Origin of the sequence: Euzebya pacifica, assembly GCF_003344865.1 — a bacterium.
In the GTDB taxonomy this organism is placed as follows: Bacteria; Actinomycetota; Nitriliruptoria; order Euzebyales; family Euzebyaceae; genus Euzebya; species Euzebya pacifica.
Window position 1 is genome coordinate 5,659,317 of record NZ_CP031165.1, and the last position, 20,163, is coordinate 5,679,479.

A 20,163-nucleotide genomic window follows, 5' to 3' on the forward strand; every position below is an offset into this window, starting at 1 on the left:
GAGGGGTGGGCCGGCCCTGTCCCGGAGGGCCGACCAACCCCTGCGACGGCGGCCGAGACACGGTCGGGATCCGCAACGCATCGAGCTGTTCGGTGTGGCTAGTTCTCGACCGTTGCCGATGCCAGGAGGGCGTTGCCGCTGTAGTCGATGACATGGAGGGTCACCGCGATGACCTGGCCGGGCGCCATCGGTTCCAGCTGGAAGCTCATCCCGGCGAGATCGGCTGCCAACGCCACATCGGTGGACGGCAACCAGGTGGGCGGTCCGTCGGGGTCACGCACCTGCAGGATCGGTCGAACCACGCCGTTCGGAGCAGGAATCAGCTCACCGACCGTCACCGCTTCCAGGTCCTGGTGGAAGTAGATCTGGTGCGTGACCTCCCCACCGCTGTCCATCAGGAGCGCCAGGTGCACGGGATCTGGCTCCGCCATCCCCGGTTGCTCGTAGTCAACCGGAACGTCCAAGTGGCGAAGACCGGCCACATCCGAGGCCGTCATGCTGAAGTAGGCCGGGGCCCCGACGCCCGCCGCATCGGTCAGCGTCAGCACTGCGAGGTCTGCGGTGGCTGTCACGGTGCCGTCCTGGTCGACGGCAGCCGGTGTCTCGGCCAGCTTGATCAGCCGGCCATCGGCAGGATCGACGACGCCGTACGCCAACGTTGCCTCAACCACGTTGACGACGCCCGCTGGATCCATCTCCGCCATGACCTGGACCTGGTTTCCGGTGAGGGTCACGTCGGCCTCGCTGTAGGCGATCGTGACGTCGGAGTCCTCGTCGCCGAAACCGAAGGGCGACGTCATGTCTGTCTCCGGACCGGTCGCCCTTCCTGGGTCCGCCGCTCGGGGGCGTTGAGCTGCCGGCAACGGTTGGTGGGTGTGGATCGACCGCAGCAGGTCAGCCCATCGGTCGGCACCGGTGACGTCGGCGTACCTGAAGTTGGGGAACGAGGTCGGTAGGTAGATCGACATGCCCGACGACGGTGCCCGCCTGGCCCCGACGTGCTGCTGGATCCGCACCTCGCCAAGCGCACCCGTGACGGCGTCCGCCGCTGCCGTCACGGACGGGTGCCGCTCACCCATGTGGTCGGCCAGCGCGCCGAGATCATCCACCTGGTGGGCCCTCACATGGACCGGATGTGGCGTCCTGTAGTTCTTCCGGCCCGCGTAGGCGAGGAGGTCCGCGCGGATGGCGGAGACGTTCTCGTCGAGCGCTGCCGCGAACGCCTCCACCGCGGCCTGCAGCGTCGACACCTCGGAGAGGTCGAGGAGCGACAGCGTGTTGACCTCGCGGTGGGACGACACCTCGGCGAAGCTGTCGAGGAAGGCCCTGCCCAGCTCGACTGGCGAAAGGGCTGAGCCGTCGGAGCCCACCGCGAGGCTGTGGAGGGATGTGTAGTCCCAGCCCCCTGCTGGTTCCTTGTCCTCCGAGGCGACGAGGTAGTCGGCAACGGATGCCAGCACCGACGCGCCGCCGAACGTGGACATGTAACACGCGTCGAACCCCAGCAGATCGACGTTGTGGTGCGCTGACCCTCCCAGGCCCGCCCGGAGTCCGGCGGCCACACCCGCCACGTCCATGGCCCTGAAGCTGGACTGGTCGGGGCCGATGCCCGTCCATCCGCCCCCATGGTCGGCGATCACGACACCCAGATGGCGAGACGGGAATCGGGTGACGCCGAAGTCGACGAACTGCGCCAGGGTGGCAGGGGCGGCCATGTCCACCTCCCCGAGATCCAGCAGTTCCTCGAACGTGGCGGGCGACGCCCCGTCGTCCTGGAGGCGCAGGATCTTCGCCCCGGTCCACGCCGGGATGTTCAGCAGCGGCTGGTCGTCGTCCTTCCCCGCGTCAGCGCTCCCGGGCGATGGATCCCAGCGATCGACGTAGGCAACGACGTTGACCTCGTCCCCGACCCCGGCCTCGGTCATTTCTCGGAGGTCATCAAGAAGGGACGATTCCAGGTTGGTGTCTGCCAAGGAATAGACCAGCAGCGTCCACTCGCGAGACTCCGACGGCGCTCGGTCCCCGTCGTTGCCCAGGGGGGTGAACTCGATTCCCGTCCCGCCTTGCTGGACTCCGACTCCGGCTCCGGCTCCGCTGCCGCGCCCAGCGTCCTCGCCGTCCGCCGGTTCCTCCTCCGTTGCCCCGAGGAGGTTCTCGCGAGTCACATCGGGAGTGTCATCGGTCGAGCACGCGGCCAGGATCATCAAGACGCACAACCAACCAGCTAGGACTCGGTACATCACGCCTCCTGGGACCGAACCGGCCGACGAAAGCCCGGGGTGGTGGAGGCAGAGGCTGTCTGCCTCCACCCCCGTCGTGTTGCTACTGCTGCGTCACCGTCACGTTGTCCAAGCCCCACGACTCGTCAGCGCGAGCCTGGTTGGTCACGCCGATGAACCGGATCTCGAAGTCGCCTGCGTCGATGGCGATGTTGCTCAACACCGAATGGTCTTCCTGCTCGCTGTTGAAGTTGTAGATGCCGTCACCGGTGTCGTCGGTGGGTGCGAACCCTGTCGTGCCCACGTAGCCGAGGGTGTCGTCCTGGTCCTGGCCCGACTCGGCAGGGTTGGTGTTGCCCAGGGGTTGGGGGTAGGCCTGGCCGCGGGCCCCGGGTGCGTCGTGACCGAAGGATGTCTCCGCGACCAGGACGACCTCGGTGCCGTCCTGCACCAGGACAACCTGGAAGTTGTCCTCGCCGTTGCCCGTGGGTCCGTTGCCGTCCCACGAGAGGATTCGGTAGAAGTCGAACATCACATCGATCTGACCGGCGCTCGGAGCGGTCAGCGACAGCGTCGCGGTCTGGGATCCGAGCTGTTCGGTGCCGTCGCTGTTGCCACCCAGGAACATCTCGCCGCTGGGCGCGGTTGCGACCACCGGCTGAGCCACGTCGCCCTCGCTGTAGGCCCACTCGGATCCGACGACGCCATCGGTGAAGTCCGCTGAGTAGCTGAGCTTCTCGACCTCCTCCGCCGGCGGGGCCAGGTCTGCCTCCGTCGGCTCGGCGGGCGGTTCCGTGCTGGTGGGGGTACCGGCGCTCGCGGGCGCCACGAGCAGGTACATGTCCGACGCTGCGCCGCGCCCGTTGCCGTTCTTGACCTCCACGCGGACCGTCAGGTCCCCCGACCCCGCAGGCGCCAGGGTCGAAAGGTTGATCGCGTCGGGCACCCGTCCATTCACACCGGTGACCACTGTCGGCACGCTGCTGTCGCGGCAGTCGTCCTGATAGCCCTGGATGTTGTAGGTGCGGTCCTCACCGTCAGCGCTGATCGTGAGGATGGCCATGTCGTCGACCTCGAAGCCGCTCAACGAAGTGGCAGAACCGGACAGGAACAACGCCTGGCCCTGGCCCGGCCGGGGAACGGTTCGGGACTCGTCCCTGAAGTCATGGCAGTTGTCGGTGTTGTTGTTGTCGGCAGGCAGCGGTTCCTCTCCGGCCTCGACGATCTGGGTTCCCCCGTCCGCGCCCCGAGAACCCTCGTCGTCGTCCTCTTCCATTTCCTCGCCGTCTTCTTCGTCTTCCTCCTCGGCGGTTGTCTCCTCGGCGATTGTCTCCTCGGCCGTGGTCACCGGATCACTGGACGCCTCGGCAGCGACCTCCGCGGTGTCCACCGAATCTGCGCCGCTACAGGCCGCTGCCAGCAACGTAAGAACGAGGAGCCATCGAGAAGTCCGCATGTCCATGCCTTTCGAGTCCCGCGAAGCCGGGGTCGACCCGCGAGGAGGCACGGTAGGACCGCGGGAACCACCGCCGGGTCGGGGCGATGCAAGATCATCCGGACGGGCCATTCCCTCGTACGCGCCCAGTGGACCACGGGTCACGATTGGCGGCGGCCCGGTTCGGAGAACCCCGGTGACATGGCCCGTGTACCGGAGGAAAGGACGGATCTGCGGGGAAGCGCACCCCGCCACACGACAGATCAGCGGGCGGTCCAGCCGCCGTCCATGGTCCAGGACGACCCCGTGACCGTGCCGGCGGAGTCGCTGCACAGGAACGCGACCAGGTCGGCGACCTCGGTCGGCTCGATCAGCCGCTTGACGGCGGTACCGGCCAGCATGATCGTCTCGACGACCTCGTCCTCGCTGATCCCGTGGACATGAGCCTGGTCGGCGATCTGTGCCTCGACCAGGGCGGTGCGGACGTAGGCCGGGGCGATGCAGTTGGACGTGACGCCGTGCGCGCCCCCTTCCAGGGCGATGACCTTGCTCAGGCCCTCCAGCCCGTGCTTGGCCGACACGTAGGCAGACTTGAACGGTGAGGCGCGGTGCCCGTGAGCGCTGGAGACGTTGATGATGCGTCCCCACCCGCGATCGGCCATGGCCGGCACCAGACGTCGGGCCAGCCGGAACGGGGCGGTCAGCATCACCGCGATGATCGTGTCCCAGCGCTCGGCGGGGAACTCACCGATCGGCGCGACGTGCTGCAGGCCGGCGTTGTTGACCAGGATGTCGACGGACACGTCCAGGCCGTCGAGTGCCGCGTCGATCGCGTCGGCGTCGGCCAGGTCGACGACGAGGGTGTCCGCGCCGATGTCGCCGGCCACAGCAGCGGCGGCCTCGGCCGACCGGTCGAGCACGACCACTCGGGTGCCGGCGGCGGCGAGTCGCCGGGCACACGCTTCACCGATCCCGCTCGCCGCACCGGTCACGAGGGCCGTGCGGCCCGACAGGTCTGGATGGCTGCTCACGATGACGTCCTTCCTCCGTACGGATGCGCCACGCTACCGCATAGATGACAGGTGATTCACCTCTCATTCAGGGCGGTCGGCGACTCCTCGGTCGCGTCCCGGCGGAAGCAGCAGGAGGTGGTCGATCTCCCGTCGCCGCGCGCGCTGGACCATCGACCATGCCGCGGAGGGGTGCACCACGAAGGTCGCGAACGTGTCCCGGTCGACCAAGTACCACTCGGTGTACTCGACCATGGTGTTGCGCACCGGGATCCCGAGGTAGGTCAGGCCGGTGTCGTCATCGACCTCCAACGAGAACCGCGCGAGCGGGTCAACGTGGACGGCGCGCATTCGCATGGGCCTCACCCCCAGTCAGCCGAGCCGACGTCTGCCGGCGTCGGTCGAACAGCGTAGTCCTCGGCGACTGGGCCGTGCGTCCAGCCAGCGACTACTGCGGTGTTGCCCCACCCCGGGCGTGCGCGTCGAGGACCACGCAGGTCAGCTCGTGCTTGTTGTTGTCGAGGTGGATCACGCGAGCGCCCGGCAGCGACCGCCACTTCGCCACGGCGTCGTGGTCGGTGTTGCCCTGCAGCTTGACGGTGCAGACCAGGTTGCGGACCTTGCCGGCGAGCAACCACTGCTCGGCCAGTCCGCGCAGCCGATCGGGGTAGGCGATGATGTCGCTGCACCACCAGTCGACCGGTTCGTGATCGGCCGGGTCCATCGCGAAGGCCGAACCCTGCTGCCAGGTCACGTTCGGCATCCGTTCGACGTCGTCATCCAGCGGCGCCTTGTCGACGGCTGTCACGTGCGCGCCGGTCCGGGCGAGCAGCCACGTCCACCCACCCGGCGCCGCCCCGAGGTCCAGGCAACGGTCACCGGGGCCGGGTTGACGGCGGAAGCGGGCGAACACCTCCCAGAGCTTGAGGTAGGCGCGGCTCGGTGGGCCAGTGCGGTTCTCCACGAAGTTCGGCTCGCCATTCGGGAACGGGCTGTCGCACGTCGTCGCCGCCAGCACGGTGTCGCGATCCAGGAGTGTCCACGACCCCAACGGCGACTCCGGGGCCACCTCGCCCAGCTCGAGCGGCTTGGCCGACACGTACGGCAGCTTCTCGGCGATCAGCTCGGCGCGGCCACGGTGCTCGGGTGCGTAGAGCGCCCAGCTGCGCTGCCGGGCCTTCAGCTCCTTGGCGGCATGCCCGATCGAGGTGACCGGGATCCGCTCGGCATCCCACCAGGTGTTGGCCGCCCATGCCGCGTGGAAGGGGGCACCCTCGGCGATCCTGAGGCGCCCGTGGGTGGCGACCACGGCAACGCCGCCGCGCGCGAGCTCCTCGTCGAGTTCGCGCTCGTAGTTCGTGGCAGCAAGGTAGGCGGTGGTCATCAGGTTCGACTCGATCGCAGTCACACGTTCCGGGGGGGTGGTCCGGTCACACACGCTAGCGATAGCGTCGTGCAGTCCTGATGGATCGGCAGCCGAGGAGCAGCGATGGACCGGACAGCGTGGGACGAGCGGTACGCCAGCAAGGATTACCTGTGGACCGTGGAGCCCAACCGCTTCGTCCAGCAGCACGTCGCCCAGCTGACGCCCGGTACCGCCATCGACCTGGCCACCGGGGAGGGCCGCAACGCCGTGTGGCTCGCAGGCAGGGATGGCAGGTAACGGGCGTTGACTTCTCACCAGCGGGCCTGGACAAGGCCCGCCGCCTGGCGGCCGACCACGACGTCGATGTGGAGTGGGTCGAGGCCGACGTGACCGCCTACCAGCCCTCGGAGACCTTCGACCTGGTGCTGGTGGCGTACCTGCAGCTGTCCACGCCGCAACGGGTGGAGGTGCTGCGGCGCGCGGCGGGCTGGGTCGCGCCCGGCGGCACGATGCTGGTGGTCGCCCACGACAGGTCCAACGTCACCGAGGGGCACGGGGGCCCGCCCTCCCCGGAGGTCTGCTACGACGTGGACGAGACCGTCGCGGCGCTGGAGGGCCTGACGCCATCGGTGGCCGAGGTGGCCAGGCGGCCTGTGCAGACCGATGAGGGGGAGCGCGTGGCCCTCGACACTGTGGTGGTCGCCACGAGGCGTTCCTGACCGACGCCGTCCCGAACGACGGCGGCACGGTCGGACAGCAGGGAGGAGATCGACGAGGTCACGGCGAACTGGGTGTGAAGCCCCTTCTCGTGGAGAACTCGATGCACCGCAACGCCGCCCGTCCCTCGACCATGGCCATGACCCTCGCGCTGATCGCGATGATCGCCGTGCTGCTGCCAGTCGCCACGCCCGCCGGCGCCCAGCCCGAGGACACCACCCACTGGGAGTTCGACGTGCCGTCGCTGGACGGCACCATCCTCGACATCGACGTGATCCGGACCGAGGGCACCCCCGTCGACGAGCCACAGCCGGTCATCCTGGTCGTCAGCCCCTACACGCTGCCGGAGGGCGACGGTCCGTCCTCGCGCTTCGACGACTTCTTCGAGGCCACCGGGGCCCTGGAGCAGGGCTACACCTACGCCATCGCCACGATGCGCGGCTTCGGCCAGTCCGAGGGCTGCAGCGACTGGGGCGGCCCGGGCGAGCAGATGGACGTCGTCGCCGCCGTCGAGTGGGCCGCGGACCAGGAGTGGTCCAACGGCAACGTCGCGTTGCTGGGCAAGTCCTACGACGGCTGGACCGGCCTGATGGGCATGGCCAACCAGCCCGACGGGCTGGCGGCGGTCATCAGCCAGGAGCCCGTCTTCGACGGCTACCGCTACCTGTACGACGACGGCATCCGCTTCGCCAACTCGCTGGTCACCCCGACGAGCTTCATGACCCTCAGCCCGCCGACGTGCGCGGTGGAGTTCTACACCGCCCAGCAGGACGACCGTGCCGACTCGGCGTTCTGGCAGCAGCGCGAGCTGATCAACGCCTCCAAGGGCAGCGACGTCCCGCTGTTCCTGATGCAGGGCTTCCTCGAGCGCAACACCAAGCCCGACGGCGCCTTCGCCTACTGGGAGGGCATCGAGGGGCCCAAGCGCGCGTGGTTCGGCCAGTTCGACCACGTCCGCGGCACCGACGCCGAGAACTCCCCGTCGGGCTACGCCGTCGGCCGCGCGGACTGGGCCGAGCAGATGATGATCTTCCTCGACGCCTACTTGAAGGAGGACGCGGCGGCCGAGCAGGCCTGGCTGGACCTTCCGCAGGTGGAGGTGCAGGACAACCAGGGCCGCTACCGGGGCGAGGACGCCTGGCCGCCCGCCGACGCGGTGGTCCGCACCAGCACCATCAACGGCGGCGCCTACACCGACAACGGGCTGAACTTCGGCTCGCCGACGGGCGCGCTCGTCTCCTTCGGCACGGCGCCGGTGACCGGCGACGGGATCTGGTCGATCTCCCAGCCGCTGCCCGGCGACCGACACCTGGCCGGCGAGCCGGTGCTCGACCTGGACCTGGTGGTCACCGCCCCCCGCACCAACGTGGTCGGCAACGTCTACGACATCGCCCCCGACGGCACCGCCACGCTGGTCAGCCGCGGCGCGGACATGATCCGCCTGCCCGGCCTGGTCCACCACCGCCTGGAGATGTACGGCCAGGACTGGGTCTTCGCCGAGGGCCACCGGATCGGCGTGCTGATCAGCGGATCCAACGCCGAGTGGTGGGTCCACGTGCCGACCCAGTCGCCCGTCGCGGTCATCGAGGCGTTCGCCGAGCTGCCCCTGCTGGACACCCCCCGCACCGACTTCGACGCCGGCGGCTTCGAGACCAGCCGCCTGCGCCAGCACAACAGCTCGACGTTCACCGTCCCGGCCCCGGTGATCACCCTCAACGAGACACCCTTCAACGTCGGCTGACCAGCCACGGGACGGTGACGGGGACCCGACCGAGGGCCCCGGGCGTCACCAGTCGGTGGGTGCGTAGTCCTTGAGGAACTGGCCCCACACGTGGTTGCCCGTGTTCAGGCCGTCGATGATCGGATCGACGATCCGCGCGGCACCGTCCACGATGTCCAGCGGCGGGTGGAACCGGTGCTCGGCTGTCTTGGCTGCCGCGATGTCCACGGGGTCCTCGTCGCTGACCCAGCCGGTGTCGACGCTGTTCATGTTGATCCCCGACTGGCGATAGTCCGTCGCCGAGGTCCGGGTCATCATGTTCAGCGACGCCTTGGCCATGTTGGTGTGCGGGTGCTTGGTGGTCTTGCGGGGCCGGTAGAACTGCCCCTCGACCGCCGACACGTTGACGATGTGCTTGTGGCCGCCGGGTGTCGCCGCCATCAGCGGCTTGAGCCGGGCGTTCAGCACGAACGGGGCGACGGCGTTGACCAGCTGGGTCTCCAGCAGCTCCACCGTTGACACCTCGTGCAGCTGCAGCCGCCAGGAGTTCCGACCGCGCAGGTCCACCTGCTGCAGGTCCTGGTCGAGCTGGCCCTCGGGGAACATCGTGTCGGTCGTCGGCAGGTCATCAGGGATCAGGACCGCCTGCGACAGCTCGGCGGCATGGGTCAGGCCAGCCAGCTCGCCGGCCTCCGACGTCGCCGCCAGCGCGTGCTGTTCGACCCCGTCGCCGATGGCGGTGCGGCTGCGCCACTCCGCCTCGTAGGACCCGACGAGCTGCAGGACCTCTGGCGGAAGCGTCGTCAGCGCCGCCCGCTCGCCGTCGAGCATGTGCTCGTAGAAGCCCGGTGGGCGACGGACCGTCTGGCACGCGTTGTTGATGATCGCGTCCAGGCGGGTGCGCGTGCTGAGGACGTGCGCGCAGAACGCCTCGACGCTCGGCGTGTGGCGGAGGTCCAGGCCGAACACCTCGAGCCGGTGGCCCCAGTCCTCGAAGTCGGCTTCGGCCGCGTAGCGCTTCGCGGCGTCGCGTGGGAAGCGGGTCGCGACGATCAGCTCGGCGCCGCTGCGGAGCAGCTTGATGCCGGCTTGGTAGCCGATCTTCACGCGACCGCCCGTGAGGAGGACGACCATGCCGTCCATGTCGGCGAGCTCGCCGCGCTTGGCGTGGTTCAGGGTCGCGCAGGGCCCGCAGAGCTGGTCGTAGAAGTGGTGGACCTCCCGGTAGCTGGCCTTGCAGATGTAGCAGTGCTGCGGGTCGAGGGTCTCGCGGAACGGTGGCGTGTCGGGGTCATCGGCGACGTCGTGCTGCTCGAAGCCCGTCGGTGGGAAGACATCGGGGGTGGCGAAGACAGGCCGGCTGCGCAGCGTGCGGATGCCGGTCTCGGTGAGGATGTCCTCGTCGTGCTTGGTGCGCGCTCGACGGCGGTTCAGCTGGAGGACCTTGGTGCGCCGCCGGCGGATCTCCGGATCGGGGCAGAACACGTCGCCCGCGGCGTTGCGGAACGCCGCCCGCTCGTCGGCATCGAGGGCATCGAGCATGTCCGGGGCGTCGATGACGTCACGCAGCACTGCCATCGCGTCGAGGAGGTCGCGACGGACGTCCTGAGCGGCATCGTCGCGAGGGGTGGGGTCCACGGGCGCCATGTCGACGAGGGTATTGGTCGGGCCCGCGTCTACACGATGTCGGTTGGCCGGGTGACGGCGGCCAGGGTGATCGCGGCGGCGTGCCCGACGTTGAGGGAGTCGACGGCCGGGCTGATGGGGATCCGCACCCGCGTCGTCGCACGGTCCAGGACCTCCCCCGTCAGGCCGGGCCCCTCCGCCCCCAGCACGATCGCCAGCCGATCCGGCACCGTCGCCCGCCACAGGTCGACCGCGTCATCGCTGGGGGTCATCGCCCATGTCTCGAAGCCCGCGGCATGCAACGTGTCGAGCGCGTCGGGCCAGGCGTCGCGGGTGGCACGCGCCACCCGCATGTGGAGGATCTCGCCCATGCTGACCCGCACGGTGCGCCGGTGATACGGGTCGTTGCACGTCGGGTTCAGCAGCATCCCGTCGATGTCGAACGCCCGCGCCGCTCGGGCGATGGCCCCGACGTTCTCGTCGTCGTTGAGGGCTTCGAGCACGATCAGCCGCCGGGACGTCGCCGCGAGGTGGTCGACGGAGACCAGCGGTTGGCGACGTGCCGAGACGAGCACCGCACGCGGCATGTCGAACCCGACGATGTCGCGCATCACCTCGCGCTCGGCCACGTACACGGGCACTCCGTCGAGCTCCGGGCGGGCCATGAACGGCAGGAACCGCTTGACGCGGGAGGGTGACAGCAACACCGACCGGAACCCGTGGCCGGAATCGATCAGCCGCTCGATCGACACCCACCCCTCCGACAGGAAGTACTCGTCGGACTCCATCCTGCGGCGGGCAGGCTGATCGTTGATCCGATGGAAGTCCGACACCCGCGGATCTGCCGCGTCCTCGATCGTGGTCGTTCCGGTCATCGCGTCGACGGTAGCCGGACCCCCTCCGGCTACCGGCTCGGGGAGGTCAGCGCTGGCAGTCGATGGCGATCGCAAGGGCGTCACACACCTGGTTCATGCCGAGTGGCCAGCCCGTCACCGGTCCCGACCGCGATCCTGACATCGGACCGCCGCCGTCACTGTGGTGAACAACGGATGTCGAGACAGGCCTGTTCGTCCGCGTCCGGCGACTGGGTGATGAACGTCGGTGGACGGGTCCGTGACATGGAAGGAGGGGAGGGGGTGGTGGGCGAAGTTCACGGGCATGGGGCCGCCTTCCCCTTCGCTCGTCCGCGGCCCGCCACCCACGCCGAAACCGGAGCTATCGATGTCCCGGAGTTCACTCCTTGCCCTGCTCACCCTGACCCTCCTCGCCGGGGTCGTTCCCGTTGCCGCCGACGGGTCGGAACCCGTCCGTGACGCCACCGTCATCGCCCACCGCGGCGCGTCCGCCTATGCCCCGGAGAACACCCTTCCCGCCGTCGACCTGGGCATCGACATGGGCGCCCCGCTGGTCGAGATCGACATCCAGCTGTCGGCCGACCGTGAGATCGTCGTGCTGCACGACACCACGCTGGGCCGCACGACCGACGTCGAGGAAAACCTGCTGGCCGTCGACCCGCGGCAGCTCTATCCGCACGTGGCGTTCTTCCACTCCGCGGAGCTCGCCGAGCTGGACGCCGGCTGCTGGGGGCGGTTCGCCGACAGCCAGTACTGCGGCACCCATGTGCCCACCCTGGCCGAGACCCTCGACCTGTTCACCGAGCACCCCGAGGTCGGGCTGCTGATCGAGGTCAAGTCCCCGGCCGAGCACCCCGGCATCGAGCCGCTGCTGGTCGCCGAGCTCCAAGCCCGCGTCGCCGCCGGTGAGACCAATCCCCACGTCGTCCAGTCCTTCGACTGGCAGTCGATGCAGCGGTTCGACGTGCTCCAGCAGGACGCGGGTCTGGACTATCCCGTCGGTCTGCTCGGCACCGTCAACGAGGCGGACTTCGGCACCTACGCCTGGGCTGAGCAGGTCAACCCAAACCACGGGTCGTTGACCACCGAGTACGTCGCCGCGGCCTACGCCGCCGGCTTCAGCGTCAATCCCTACACCGTCAACGACGCGTGCCGGATGGTGGCGCTGATCGACGACATCGGCGTTGACGGCGTGATCACCGACCGCCCCGACCTGATGCAGCGGGTCCTCGCGCCCGACACCGCCATGCGGGCAACCCTCGACGCCTGCTGAGCCGCCGACCACGACAAGACGCGAGCCCATGCCTCCTCTCCAAAGGCCCTCCCCATGCGATCCCGCCGAATCGCGACCCTCGTGGTCGCGCTGCTCGCCCTGCAGTCCGTCAGCACCGCTGGTGCGCAGAACCAGCCCGTCCACCTGCCCGACCCGGCGCTGGGCTCGGGCACCCAGGCCACGCACGACTGCCAGCGGGTGCCCAATCCGCAGACCTGGGCCGACGACACGCCGCTCAGCGAGCTGCCCGCCCTCCCGCTATCAACCGAGTACACCGCTGACCCGCTCGTTTCCAGCCACCGTGGTGCCCGCTACTTGGCCCCCGAGAACACCCTGGAGGCCTTCGAGACCGCCATCGCCTACGGCGTGGACGTCCTGGAAACCGACGTGCGCCGCTCCGCCGACGGGGTGTACGTCGTCATCCACGACACGACGGTTGACCGCACCACTGACGGAACCGGTCCGGTCGACGGGTTCACCCTCGCCGAACTGAAGGAGCTGGACGCCAGCCAGGTCGACGGCCAGGACTGGTCCGCCCTGTACCCGGATGGCGCGACCATCCCCACGCTCGAGGAGGTCGCCGCGCTCGCCCGTGACCACGGGGTCGGGCTGGAGCTGGACATGAAGGTGTCCGGCGTGGACGTGCAGCTCGAGGTCGCCGACCTCGTCGCCCGCCACGGCATCCTCGAGCAGTCGATCTTCAACCACTTCGACATCGCCGTTTCCCAGCGCTACCCCGACGCGGAGTTCATCTACAACCGGGGTGGCGAGCCCTACGCCACCGCCGAGCGGCCCGGTGCCCTCTACGCGCTGGCCACCGCCACCGAGTACGACGTCTTCGGGTCCCGCTTCGACAAGTTCACCGTCGGGGACCTCAACCAGATCCACGACGCCTGCGGCCGCACCGCCGCGCACTCCTATGACTTCAACGCCTCCTCCTTCAACGGGGCCGACGGCCTGGAGGCCGAGCGCGAGGTGCTCAGGGCCATGCGCCAGCTGCGCATGGGTGCCCAGACCGACCAGCCGGACCTGGCCGCCCAGGAGCTGTCCGGCCCGGTCCACACCGAGCTGATCGTCGGTCCGGCCGACGCCACCCCGGGCCGGCTCGCGACGACGCTGGAGGAGGTCGTGGACGGCAGCACCCACAAGCAGGGCGTCGCGCGGGTCGAGCTGGACGACGGCACCGCCGGGTGGGTCCACAGCTGGAACGAGGGACTGGTCCGCACCGACGACCTCGACGTGCCGCAGGCGATCAACCCCGACGCCATCCCCGTCGACCTCCGCGCCGCCGGGTTCGACCACATCTCCGACCCCGACGCCCACAACGGCGTCCTGTACGTCCCCATCGAGCAGGGCGACTACGCCGCGATGGACCAGAAGGTCGTCCTGTTCGACCCGGCCACCCTGCAACCCCTGCCCGACACGCCGGTCCTGACCCTTCCGATCAGCCACATCGCGTGGCTGTCGGTCACGCAGGCGCCCGGCGAGGACCCCGTCATCTGGACCACGTCGGACTTCACCGACGTCACCACCGTCCAGCGGTTCTGGGTGCGCGAGGACCACACCGTTGAACCGTTCGAGGCCGACCCGCTGGCCGGGATCGAGCTCGACACCACCCTCCAACGCGTCCAGGGCGGCGACGTCGACGCCGACGGGACACTGTGGATCTCCACCGACGACGCGGGCAACCGGCTGTTCGCCGTCGACCCCTCCACCGGTGCCACGACCGAGGTCGGATCGATGGGCCACCTCCGCGCCGGTGGCCCCGCCAACCTGACCGGACCGGCGCCCGTCGACGACTACGCCAAGGCCGAGGGTGAGGGCATCGACGCCACCCCGCTGCCATCCGGTGACGTGCACACGCTCGCCATCGACGCCGTCAGGGGCGTCAGCCACTTCGCCCACTTCGCCCACCGGTCGGTCATGCCGGCCGTCCCGGACGGGCACGCCTGCCTGGTCAACGCCGGCAACGGCGCACCGATCCCCCACGCCGACCTCGGCGGCGGGGTGACCACCGGCCCCGGCGGCTGCGCCGCGATCCCCGAGGGGGCAGACCCGGCCTTCGTCGGGCACGACGGCGCCCTGCCGGCCGGGCAGCACCCCCTCTACCGGGCCCACGCCCACAACGACTACGAACCCCACGACACCAACCGTCGCCCGCTGCTGGACGCGCTGGACCACGGGTTCACCTCCATCGAGGTCGACGTCTACCTGGTCGGTGACCAGCTGGTCGTCGGGCACGACTACGACGACCTGCGGCCCGGCCGGACCCTGCAGACCGCCTACCTGGATCCGCTCCGGGACCGCGTCAACAGCTTCGGTGGCGTGTACCGCGCCGACGAGCAGCGCTTCCAGCTGATGATCGACGTCAAGACCGAGGCCGAGTCGACGTGGGCGGCGCTGGACCGTGTCCTCGCCGACTACGACGACATCGTGGTCGCCCAGTCCTACGACGAGGTGCTGGTCGACCGGTCGGTGCAGGTCATCATCTCCGGCAACCGGGCCCGCTCGACGATGGAGGGCCAAGCCGTCCTGTACGCCAACTACGACGGCCGCATCCCCGACGACCTCGACGAGTCCGTCCCCGCCGCCTTCATCTCCATGAACAGCCAGAACTACAGCCACCTCGGCTGGGACGGCGAGGGCCAGCCCAGCGCGGCACAGCAGGCAACCCTGCGCGAGGCCGTCGACCGCTCCCACGCCGCCGGCCGCACCACCCGGTTCTGGGCCTCCCCCCACGACGAACGGGTCTGGCAGTGGTTGTACGACGCCGGCTCGGACTGGATCAACGCCGACGACCTCGGGCGCCTCGAGACGTTCCTCCGCGCCCAGGGCGACTAACCCCCCCCCCTCTCCACACCTGACAAGGATCCCCTTCACCATGCGCATCGCCCTCGCCGTCCTGACGGCCGCAACCCTCGCCGTCCTCACCCTGCAGCCGGTGGTCGCCGACCCCTTGCCGCCCCTCCAAGTGGCCGAGCCCCGAGCCGTCGCCGACGGCGTGACCTACGAGCACTACTACTGGGCCGATCCCGACGAGGGACTGCCTGGCCCGACGAACCTGCCTGACGAGACCCACGTCCACGTGCTGCGCGTGGACCGCGAGGCCTTCACCGGCCGCGCCGAGACGGTGCTCGCCGAGGGGCGGGTCACCGACAAGGAAACCGTCCCCTCCATCGCCGCCCGCACCGGGGCGCTCGCCGCGATCAACGGCGGGTTCTTCATCGTCAACGACAGCTTCGGCACGCCAGGCGACCTGATGGGCGTCAGCGTCATCGACGGCGAGCTGGTCAGCGAGGCGGTCGGTGCCCGCAGCGCGTTGGTGATCCGCGGCGACGACCTGACCGACGCGTGGACCACCCAGGTGTCGACCACCCTGACCATCACCGCCGAGGACGGCGCGACCCGCGAGCTCGACGGGCTCAACCGGGTCCCCGGCATCGTGCGGAGCTGCGGCGGGGTCGGCGGCGACGTGCTGGACGGCGAGGTCACCCACGCCCCCGTCCACGACTACACCTGCCATGACGACAGCGAGCTGACCCTGCTGCGCCCGGTCTTCGGCGGGACCGTCCCGCCCGCCGACCGACGGCTGCTCCTCGAAGCCGGGGGTGTCGTGCTCGGCCCGCTGCTCGGCCAGACCGTCCCCGACGGCCACCAGGTCCTGCTCGGCACCGGCGACGCCGCCGAGTGGATCGACGCCCATGCCGGCGTCGGCACGCGGGTGCGGGTCACCGAGACCGTGACCACCCCCGACGGGCCCCTCGACCTGGACGGCCTCGACGTGATCAACGGTGGCCCGCTGCTGGTCCGTGACGGCGTGGCGGACGTGACCTGGGTCGAGGAGGGCTTCGGCCGGATCGACGCGGCCAACGGCTGGGTCAACAACGCCAACCCCCGCGCCGCCGTGGCGTGGACCCCCGACGCCACGTTGCTGGTCACCGTCGACGGCCGGCAGGCACTCGACGGGTCGGGGCTGGACCTCCCCTCCTTCGCCGACCTGCTGATCGCGCTGGGCGCCACCGACGCGGTGAACCTCGACGGCGGCGGCTCGGTGACCATGACCATCGGCGAGGAGGTCGTCAACAGCCCCTCGGACGGAACCAACCTGCGCACCCCGTTCACCCGCGGCACCCCGCGCCCCGTCGGCGACGCGCTGGTGCTGCTCGGCGAGTAGTCGACCCCTTCCCCTCGAAATGGACCTCCCCATGTCATCCCGCCGTCAGTTCCTGACCACCTCAGCCGCCACCGCGAGCGCGTTGGCGCTGACCCGCATCCCCGCGGCGTTCGCGGCGCCCACGGCGTCCCCGCTCGGGACGGTTGGCGCGGCCGCCGACGCCCCGTTCGCGCTCGGCGTGGCCTCCGGCGACCCCCTCCCCGACTCGATCATCCTCTGGACCCGCTTGTCGATCCTCCCCCAAGCGCCCGACGGCGGGGTCCCCAACGGGACCTACGACGTCGATTGGGAGATCGCCGAGGATGAGGGATTCGGCACGGTGGTCGGCTCGGGGACCGTCGCCACCTCCGCGGCCAAGGGGTACAGCGTCCACGTCGACGCAACCGGGTTGGAGCCCGCCCGTGCCTACTGGTACCGCTTCAGGGCGCTGGGCGTGATCAGCCCGGCCGGTCGAACCAAGACGGCCCCGGCGGCGGGCCAGAGGACCGGGCTGACCAGGATCGCGTTCGGGTCCTGCCAGAACTACTCCGGCTACTTCGTGCCCTACCAGTACCTGGCCGCCGACGACGTCGACGTCTTCTTTCACCTCGGCGACTACATCTACGAATCCCTCGGGGTCCGCACCGGGACCCCGCTGGCATCTCCCGAACCCACCGACCTCGACGGCTACCGCTGGCGGTGGGCGGAGTACAAGGCCGACCCCGACCTTCGAGCCGCCCACGCCACCGTCCCGTTCGTGTGCACGTGGGACGACCACGAGGTCGACAACGACTACGCCGGCGACCACGGACAGGGCGGCGATGACCCCGAAGCCTTCCGTGCCCGCCGGTTCGCCGCCCACCAGGCGTTCTACGAGAACCTGCCGCTGCGGACCCCGGACCCGATGGGGGGCCAGCTCAAGCTGTTCAGGCGCCTGACCTACGGGGACCTCGTTCGTTTCCACGTGCTGGACAACCGGTCGTACCGTGACAACCATGCGTGTGAGGGGCCCGGCGGCGGGGGTGGCCGCGTCATCTCCGCGGACTGCGCCGACCTGACGGACCCGTCGCGCACCATGTTGGGCTTCCCGCAGGAATCCTGGCTCCACGAAGGGTTGCGGACCGCGCCGACCAAGTGGAACGTCGTGGCCCAGCAGCTGCTGTTCAGTCAGCTAGAGCAGATCGTGGGGCCCGAGCAGGGCCGCTGGGTCGATGGGTGGGACGGCTACGCCGCCACCCGCCAGCGCCTGATCGACGTGTTCGCCGAGGAGCGCGTCGCGAACCCCCTCCTCATCGGGGGTGACATCCACAACCACTGGGTCGCCGACGTCAAGACCAACTACGACGACCCGTCGTCGGCCACCGTGGCCAGCGAGTTCGTCGGCACCTCCATCTCCTCCAACGGGTCCAGCTTCGACCGATACCTGCCCGAGAATCCCCACATCCTCTTCCACGAGTACCGCTACCGCGGCTATGGCCGGTTGTCGCTCACCCATGACGAGGCCATCTGCGACTTCCCGGTCGTGTCCAGCGTCTCCGGACCCACCAGTGACGCGTTCGCCCTCGACAGCTGGGCCGTGGAAGCAGGCAGCACCGGAGCGCATCGCGTGTGACCCCGGCCGCCGTGAGGCCCGGTCGCGACGACGAACCGCCGCAAGGCACCCGCCTGTCTCGGAGGGGCACTCCGGCGTGGTTGACGTCGGTGTGAGCGTTGGGTGAACCCACGGCGATGCGGCAGGAGGTTGGCGCGGCGGGGGTGAAGTAGATCGGTGATGCGCCGAATCCTCCCCTCCCTGACCCCTGCCCTCATCGCCTGCTTGCTGGTCGCCACCGCCACGGTGGCGGGAGCACAGACGACCGACTTCACCCCGCCCCCGCGGCCGGCCGACACCAACGCGCTGCGGGTCATGACCTACAACGTCCGCTACGCCTCCAACGCCTCGGGCCACGAGGACTGGGGCACCCGGTTCCCCGACATGGCCGCCCAGCTGCAGCAGTCCGACCTCGACCTCCTCGGCACCCAGGAGCTGAAGGAGACCGCCGGCGACTACACCCAGCGGCTGGACATCCTGGACGCCCTCGGCGGCCCCGACGAGTTCGGCTACATCGGCACCTCCCGTGGTGGCCCCGACCGGCCCGACGACGAGCAGATGGGCATCTACTACCGCCTCGACCGGCTCGAGCTGGTCGAGGAGGGCCACTTCTGGCTCTCGCCCACGCCCAACGAGCCGTACTCCTTCGGCTACGGCAACACCGGGAACTCCCGGATGGCGTCGTGGGGCCACTTCCGCGACCGCCGCAACGGCCACGAGTTCTACGCCGTCAACACCCACTTCGACCACGCCAACAACGACGCCCGCTACCGCGCCGCCGACCAGATCGCCGGCTACTTCACCGGGGACCCCGCCTACGACGTCGACGGGGTCACCTTCCGCGACGACCTCCCCGTCGTCATCACCGGCGACTTCAACTTCAACCGGGGCGACAGCCTTGCCGCCGGCGTGGTGCTGAACGCCAACAGCGCCGAGGCCGAGCGGCTGCCCGGCAACCAGCCGGCCCATGACCCGATGAAGGACACCCGGCCCGACAGCCCGTACCCGAGCCTGCCGTTCGGCACGCCGGCCGGGGAGCCCACGCCGCTGGTCGGCAACACCTCGCCGTACCACCGCCTGGTCACCGGTGGGCCGTTCATCGACGCGTGGGACGCCGCCGACGTCACCGGCCCCGCGCCGACCGGCACGTTCTCCGGGTTCGGTGAGCTCGACAACCGCTGGCTGGACTGGATCCTCGCGTCGGAATCGGTGGAGGTGCTGCAGGCCTACGTCGACACCTACCGGCCCGGCGGCGAATGGCCGTCGGACCACCTGCCCGTGGTCGCCGACGTGGTCATCCCCGCCCACCACGACGACGTCGATGTGGTCGCCCACCGCGGCGCGTCCCGCTACGCCCCGGAGAACACCCTGCCCGCCATCGAGATGGCGATCGCGATGGGAGCCGAGCAGGTCGAGATCGACGTGTCACTGTCGGCTGACCAGCAGATCATCCTGCTGCACGACAACACGCTGTCGCGGACCACCAACGTCGAGGAGGTGTTCGCGGGCGACCCGCGCGTCGTGGCCGACGACTCGGTCCCGCAGCTGTTCACCGCCGCGGAGCTCGCGACCCTGGAGGCGTCCAACTGGGGTCGGTTCGCGGTCGGCTCGACCAGCGACGACGGCCGGTACGCCGGCGCCTACCTGGGCACCCACGTGCCGACCCTGGCCGAGGCGCTGGCGTTGTTCGAGGACCACCCCGACGTCGGCCTGCTGATCGAGCTGAAGGCCCCTGCCCTGTCGCCGGGCATCGAGCAGATCCTGATCGACCAGCTGCTCGCCGAGCGGGCCAAGGGCTTCACCAACCCCCACGTCGTGCAGTCCTTCCACCCCGACTCCATGGAGCTGTACGCGCACCTGCAGGTCGCGGCTGGTCTGGACCTGCCGGTCGGCCAGCTGCACTTCGTGTCGGCCAACCTCGGCGACGCCTTCCGGGCCCAGTCCACCTACGCCGACGGTTTCAACCCCTCTCACGGGTCGTTGAGCGCCGCCGCAGTGGCCGAGGCGCACCAAGCAGGCCTGACCGTCACCCCCTACACGATCAACGACTCCGCCCGACAGGCCGAGCTCGTCGCGATTGGCGTTGACGGGGTCATCACCGACCGCATCGACCGCCTGCAGTGCGTCCTGCGGGGCGAGGCCCCCGAGGCCTGCGACGCCCTGCCGCTCCCCGAACCCTTCCAGACCGAGGAGTAGGAA

General features: G+C 69.9%; 15 protein-coding genes. 8 read left to right on the forward strand and 7 right to left on the reverse strand.

Translation table 11 applies throughout. The features are described 5' to 3' along the window. Nucleotides 1–98: 98 nt before the first annotated feature. The 5 genes from DVS28_RS24520 to DVS28_RS24540 form a co-directional block, all read right to left on the reverse strand. The gene (locus DVS28_RS24520; protein WP_216826285.1) at nt 99–2,204 is read right to left on the reverse strand and encodes a clostripain-related cysteine peptidase; all 2,106 of its coding nucleotides are present in this window, start codon (nt 2,202–2,204) and stop codon (nt 99–101) included. Nucleotides 2,205–2,322: 118 nt separating this feature from the next. Next, nucleotides 2,323–3,609: a hypothetical protein gene (locus DVS28_RS24525; RefSeq protein WP_114593800.1), complete on the reverse strand. Its 1,287-nt coding sequence runs from the start codon at nt 3,607–3,609 to the stop codon at nt 2,323–2,325. 308 nt (nt 3,610–3,917) lie between these two features. Next, nucleotides 3,918–4,688, reverse strand: coding sequence for a 3-hydroxybutyrate dehydrogenase (locus DVS28_RS24530; RefSeq protein WP_114593801.1), 771 nt, complete (start codon nt 4,686–4,688; stop codon nt 3,918–3,920). A gap of 60 nt (nt 4,689–4,748) precedes the next feature. Further along, nucleotides 4,749–5,015 carry a hypothetical protein gene (locus tag DVS28_RS24535; protein ID WP_114593802.1) on the reverse strand — a complete coding sequence of 89 codons (267 nt, stop codon included), beginning with the start codon at nt 5,013–5,015 and terminating at the stop codon, nt 4,749–4,751. 97 nt (nt 5,016–5,112) lie between these two features. After that, nucleotides 5,113–6,048 (reverse strand): SAM-dependent methyltransferase, encoded by a 936-nt coding sequence (locus DVS28_RS24540; protein WP_114594390.1) that lies wholly within the window; start codon nt 6,046–6,048, stop codon nt 5,113–5,115. Nucleotides 6,049–6,153: 105 nt separating this feature from the next. On the opposite strand from DVS28_RS24540, the gene DVS28_RS29345 reads away from it, so the two are divergent. From DVS28_RS29345 to DVS28_RS24550, 3 genes are all read left to right on the forward strand, one after another. Continuing rightward, on the forward strand, nt 6,154–6,327 hold the full coding sequence (locus DVS28_RS29345) for a hypothetical protein (protein ID WP_216826287.1): 174 nt from the start codon (nt 6,154–6,156) through the stop codon (nt 6,325–6,327). Continuing rightward, complete coding sequence (locus DVS28_RS24545; RefSeq protein WP_216826288.1) at nt 6,300–6,749, forward strand: class I SAM-dependent methyltransferase; 450 nt, start codon at nt 6,300–6,302, stop codon at nt 6,747–6,749. The genes DVS28_RS29345 and DVS28_RS24545 overlap by 28 nt, the downstream gene beginning before the upstream one ends. A gap of 74 nt (nt 6,750–6,823) precedes the next feature. Next, nucleotides 6,824–8,488 carry a CocE/NonD family hydrolase gene (locus DVS28_RS24550; protein WP_216826289.1) on the forward strand — a complete coding sequence of 555 codons (1,665 nt, stop codon included), beginning with the start codon at nt 6,824–6,826 and terminating at the stop codon, nt 8,486–8,488. Nucleotides 8,489–8,533: 45 nt separating this feature from the next. Here the strand turns inward: DVS28_RS24550 and DVS28_RS24555 are convergent, their stop codons facing one another. Continuing rightward, nucleotides 8,534–10,114, reverse strand: a complete 1,581-nt coding sequence (locus DVS28_RS24555) for an SDR family NAD(P)-dependent oxidoreductase (RefSeq protein WP_114593804.1) — start codon at nt 10,112–10,114, stop codon at nt 8,534–8,536. A 29-nt stretch (nt 10,115–10,143) separates the two neighbouring features. Next, the gene (locus tag DVS28_RS24560; RefSeq protein WP_114593805.1) at nt 10,144–10,968 is read right to left on the reverse strand and encodes a TrmH family RNA methyltransferase; all 825 of its coding nucleotides are present in this window, start codon (nt 10,966–10,968) and stop codon (nt 10,144–10,146) included. Nucleotides 10,969–11,314: 346 nt separating this feature from the next. On the opposite strand from DVS28_RS24560, the gene DVS28_RS24565 reads away from it, so the two are divergent. From DVS28_RS24565 to DVS28_RS24585, 5 genes are all read left to right on the forward strand, one after another. Further along, on the forward strand, nt 11,315–12,220 hold the full coding sequence (locus DVS28_RS24565) for a glycerophosphodiester phosphodiesterase (RefSeq protein WP_164711001.1): 906 nt from the start codon (nt 11,315–11,317) through the stop codon (nt 12,218–12,220). A gap of 54 nt (nt 12,221–12,274) precedes the next feature. Continuing rightward, nucleotides 12,275–15,061 (forward strand): glycerophosphodiester phosphodiesterase family protein, encoded by a 2,787-nt coding sequence (locus tag DVS28_RS29350; protein ID WP_114593807.1) that lies wholly within the window; start codon nt 12,275–12,277, stop codon nt 15,059–15,061. Between the two features lie 40 nt (nt 15,062–15,101). Beyond that, on the forward strand, nt 15,102–16,394 hold the full coding sequence (locus DVS28_RS24575) for a phosphodiester glycosidase family protein (protein ID WP_114593808.1): 1,293 nt from the start codon (nt 15,102–15,104) through the stop codon (nt 16,392–16,394). A 31-nt stretch (nt 16,395–16,425) separates the two neighbouring features. Further along, the gene (locus DVS28_RS24580; protein WP_164711002.1) at nt 16,426–17,985 is read left to right on the forward strand and encodes an alkaline phosphatase D family protein; all 1,560 of its coding nucleotides are present in this window, start codon (nt 16,426–16,428) and stop codon (nt 17,983–17,985) included. A 159-nt stretch (nt 17,986–18,144) separates the two neighbouring features. Further along, nucleotides 18,145–20,160, forward strand: coding sequence for a glycerophosphodiester phosphodiesterase family protein (locus tag DVS28_RS24585; protein ID WP_114593810.1), 2,016 nt, complete (start codon nt 18,145–18,147; stop codon nt 20,158–20,160). Nucleotides 20,161–20,163 lie beyond the last annotated feature (3 nt).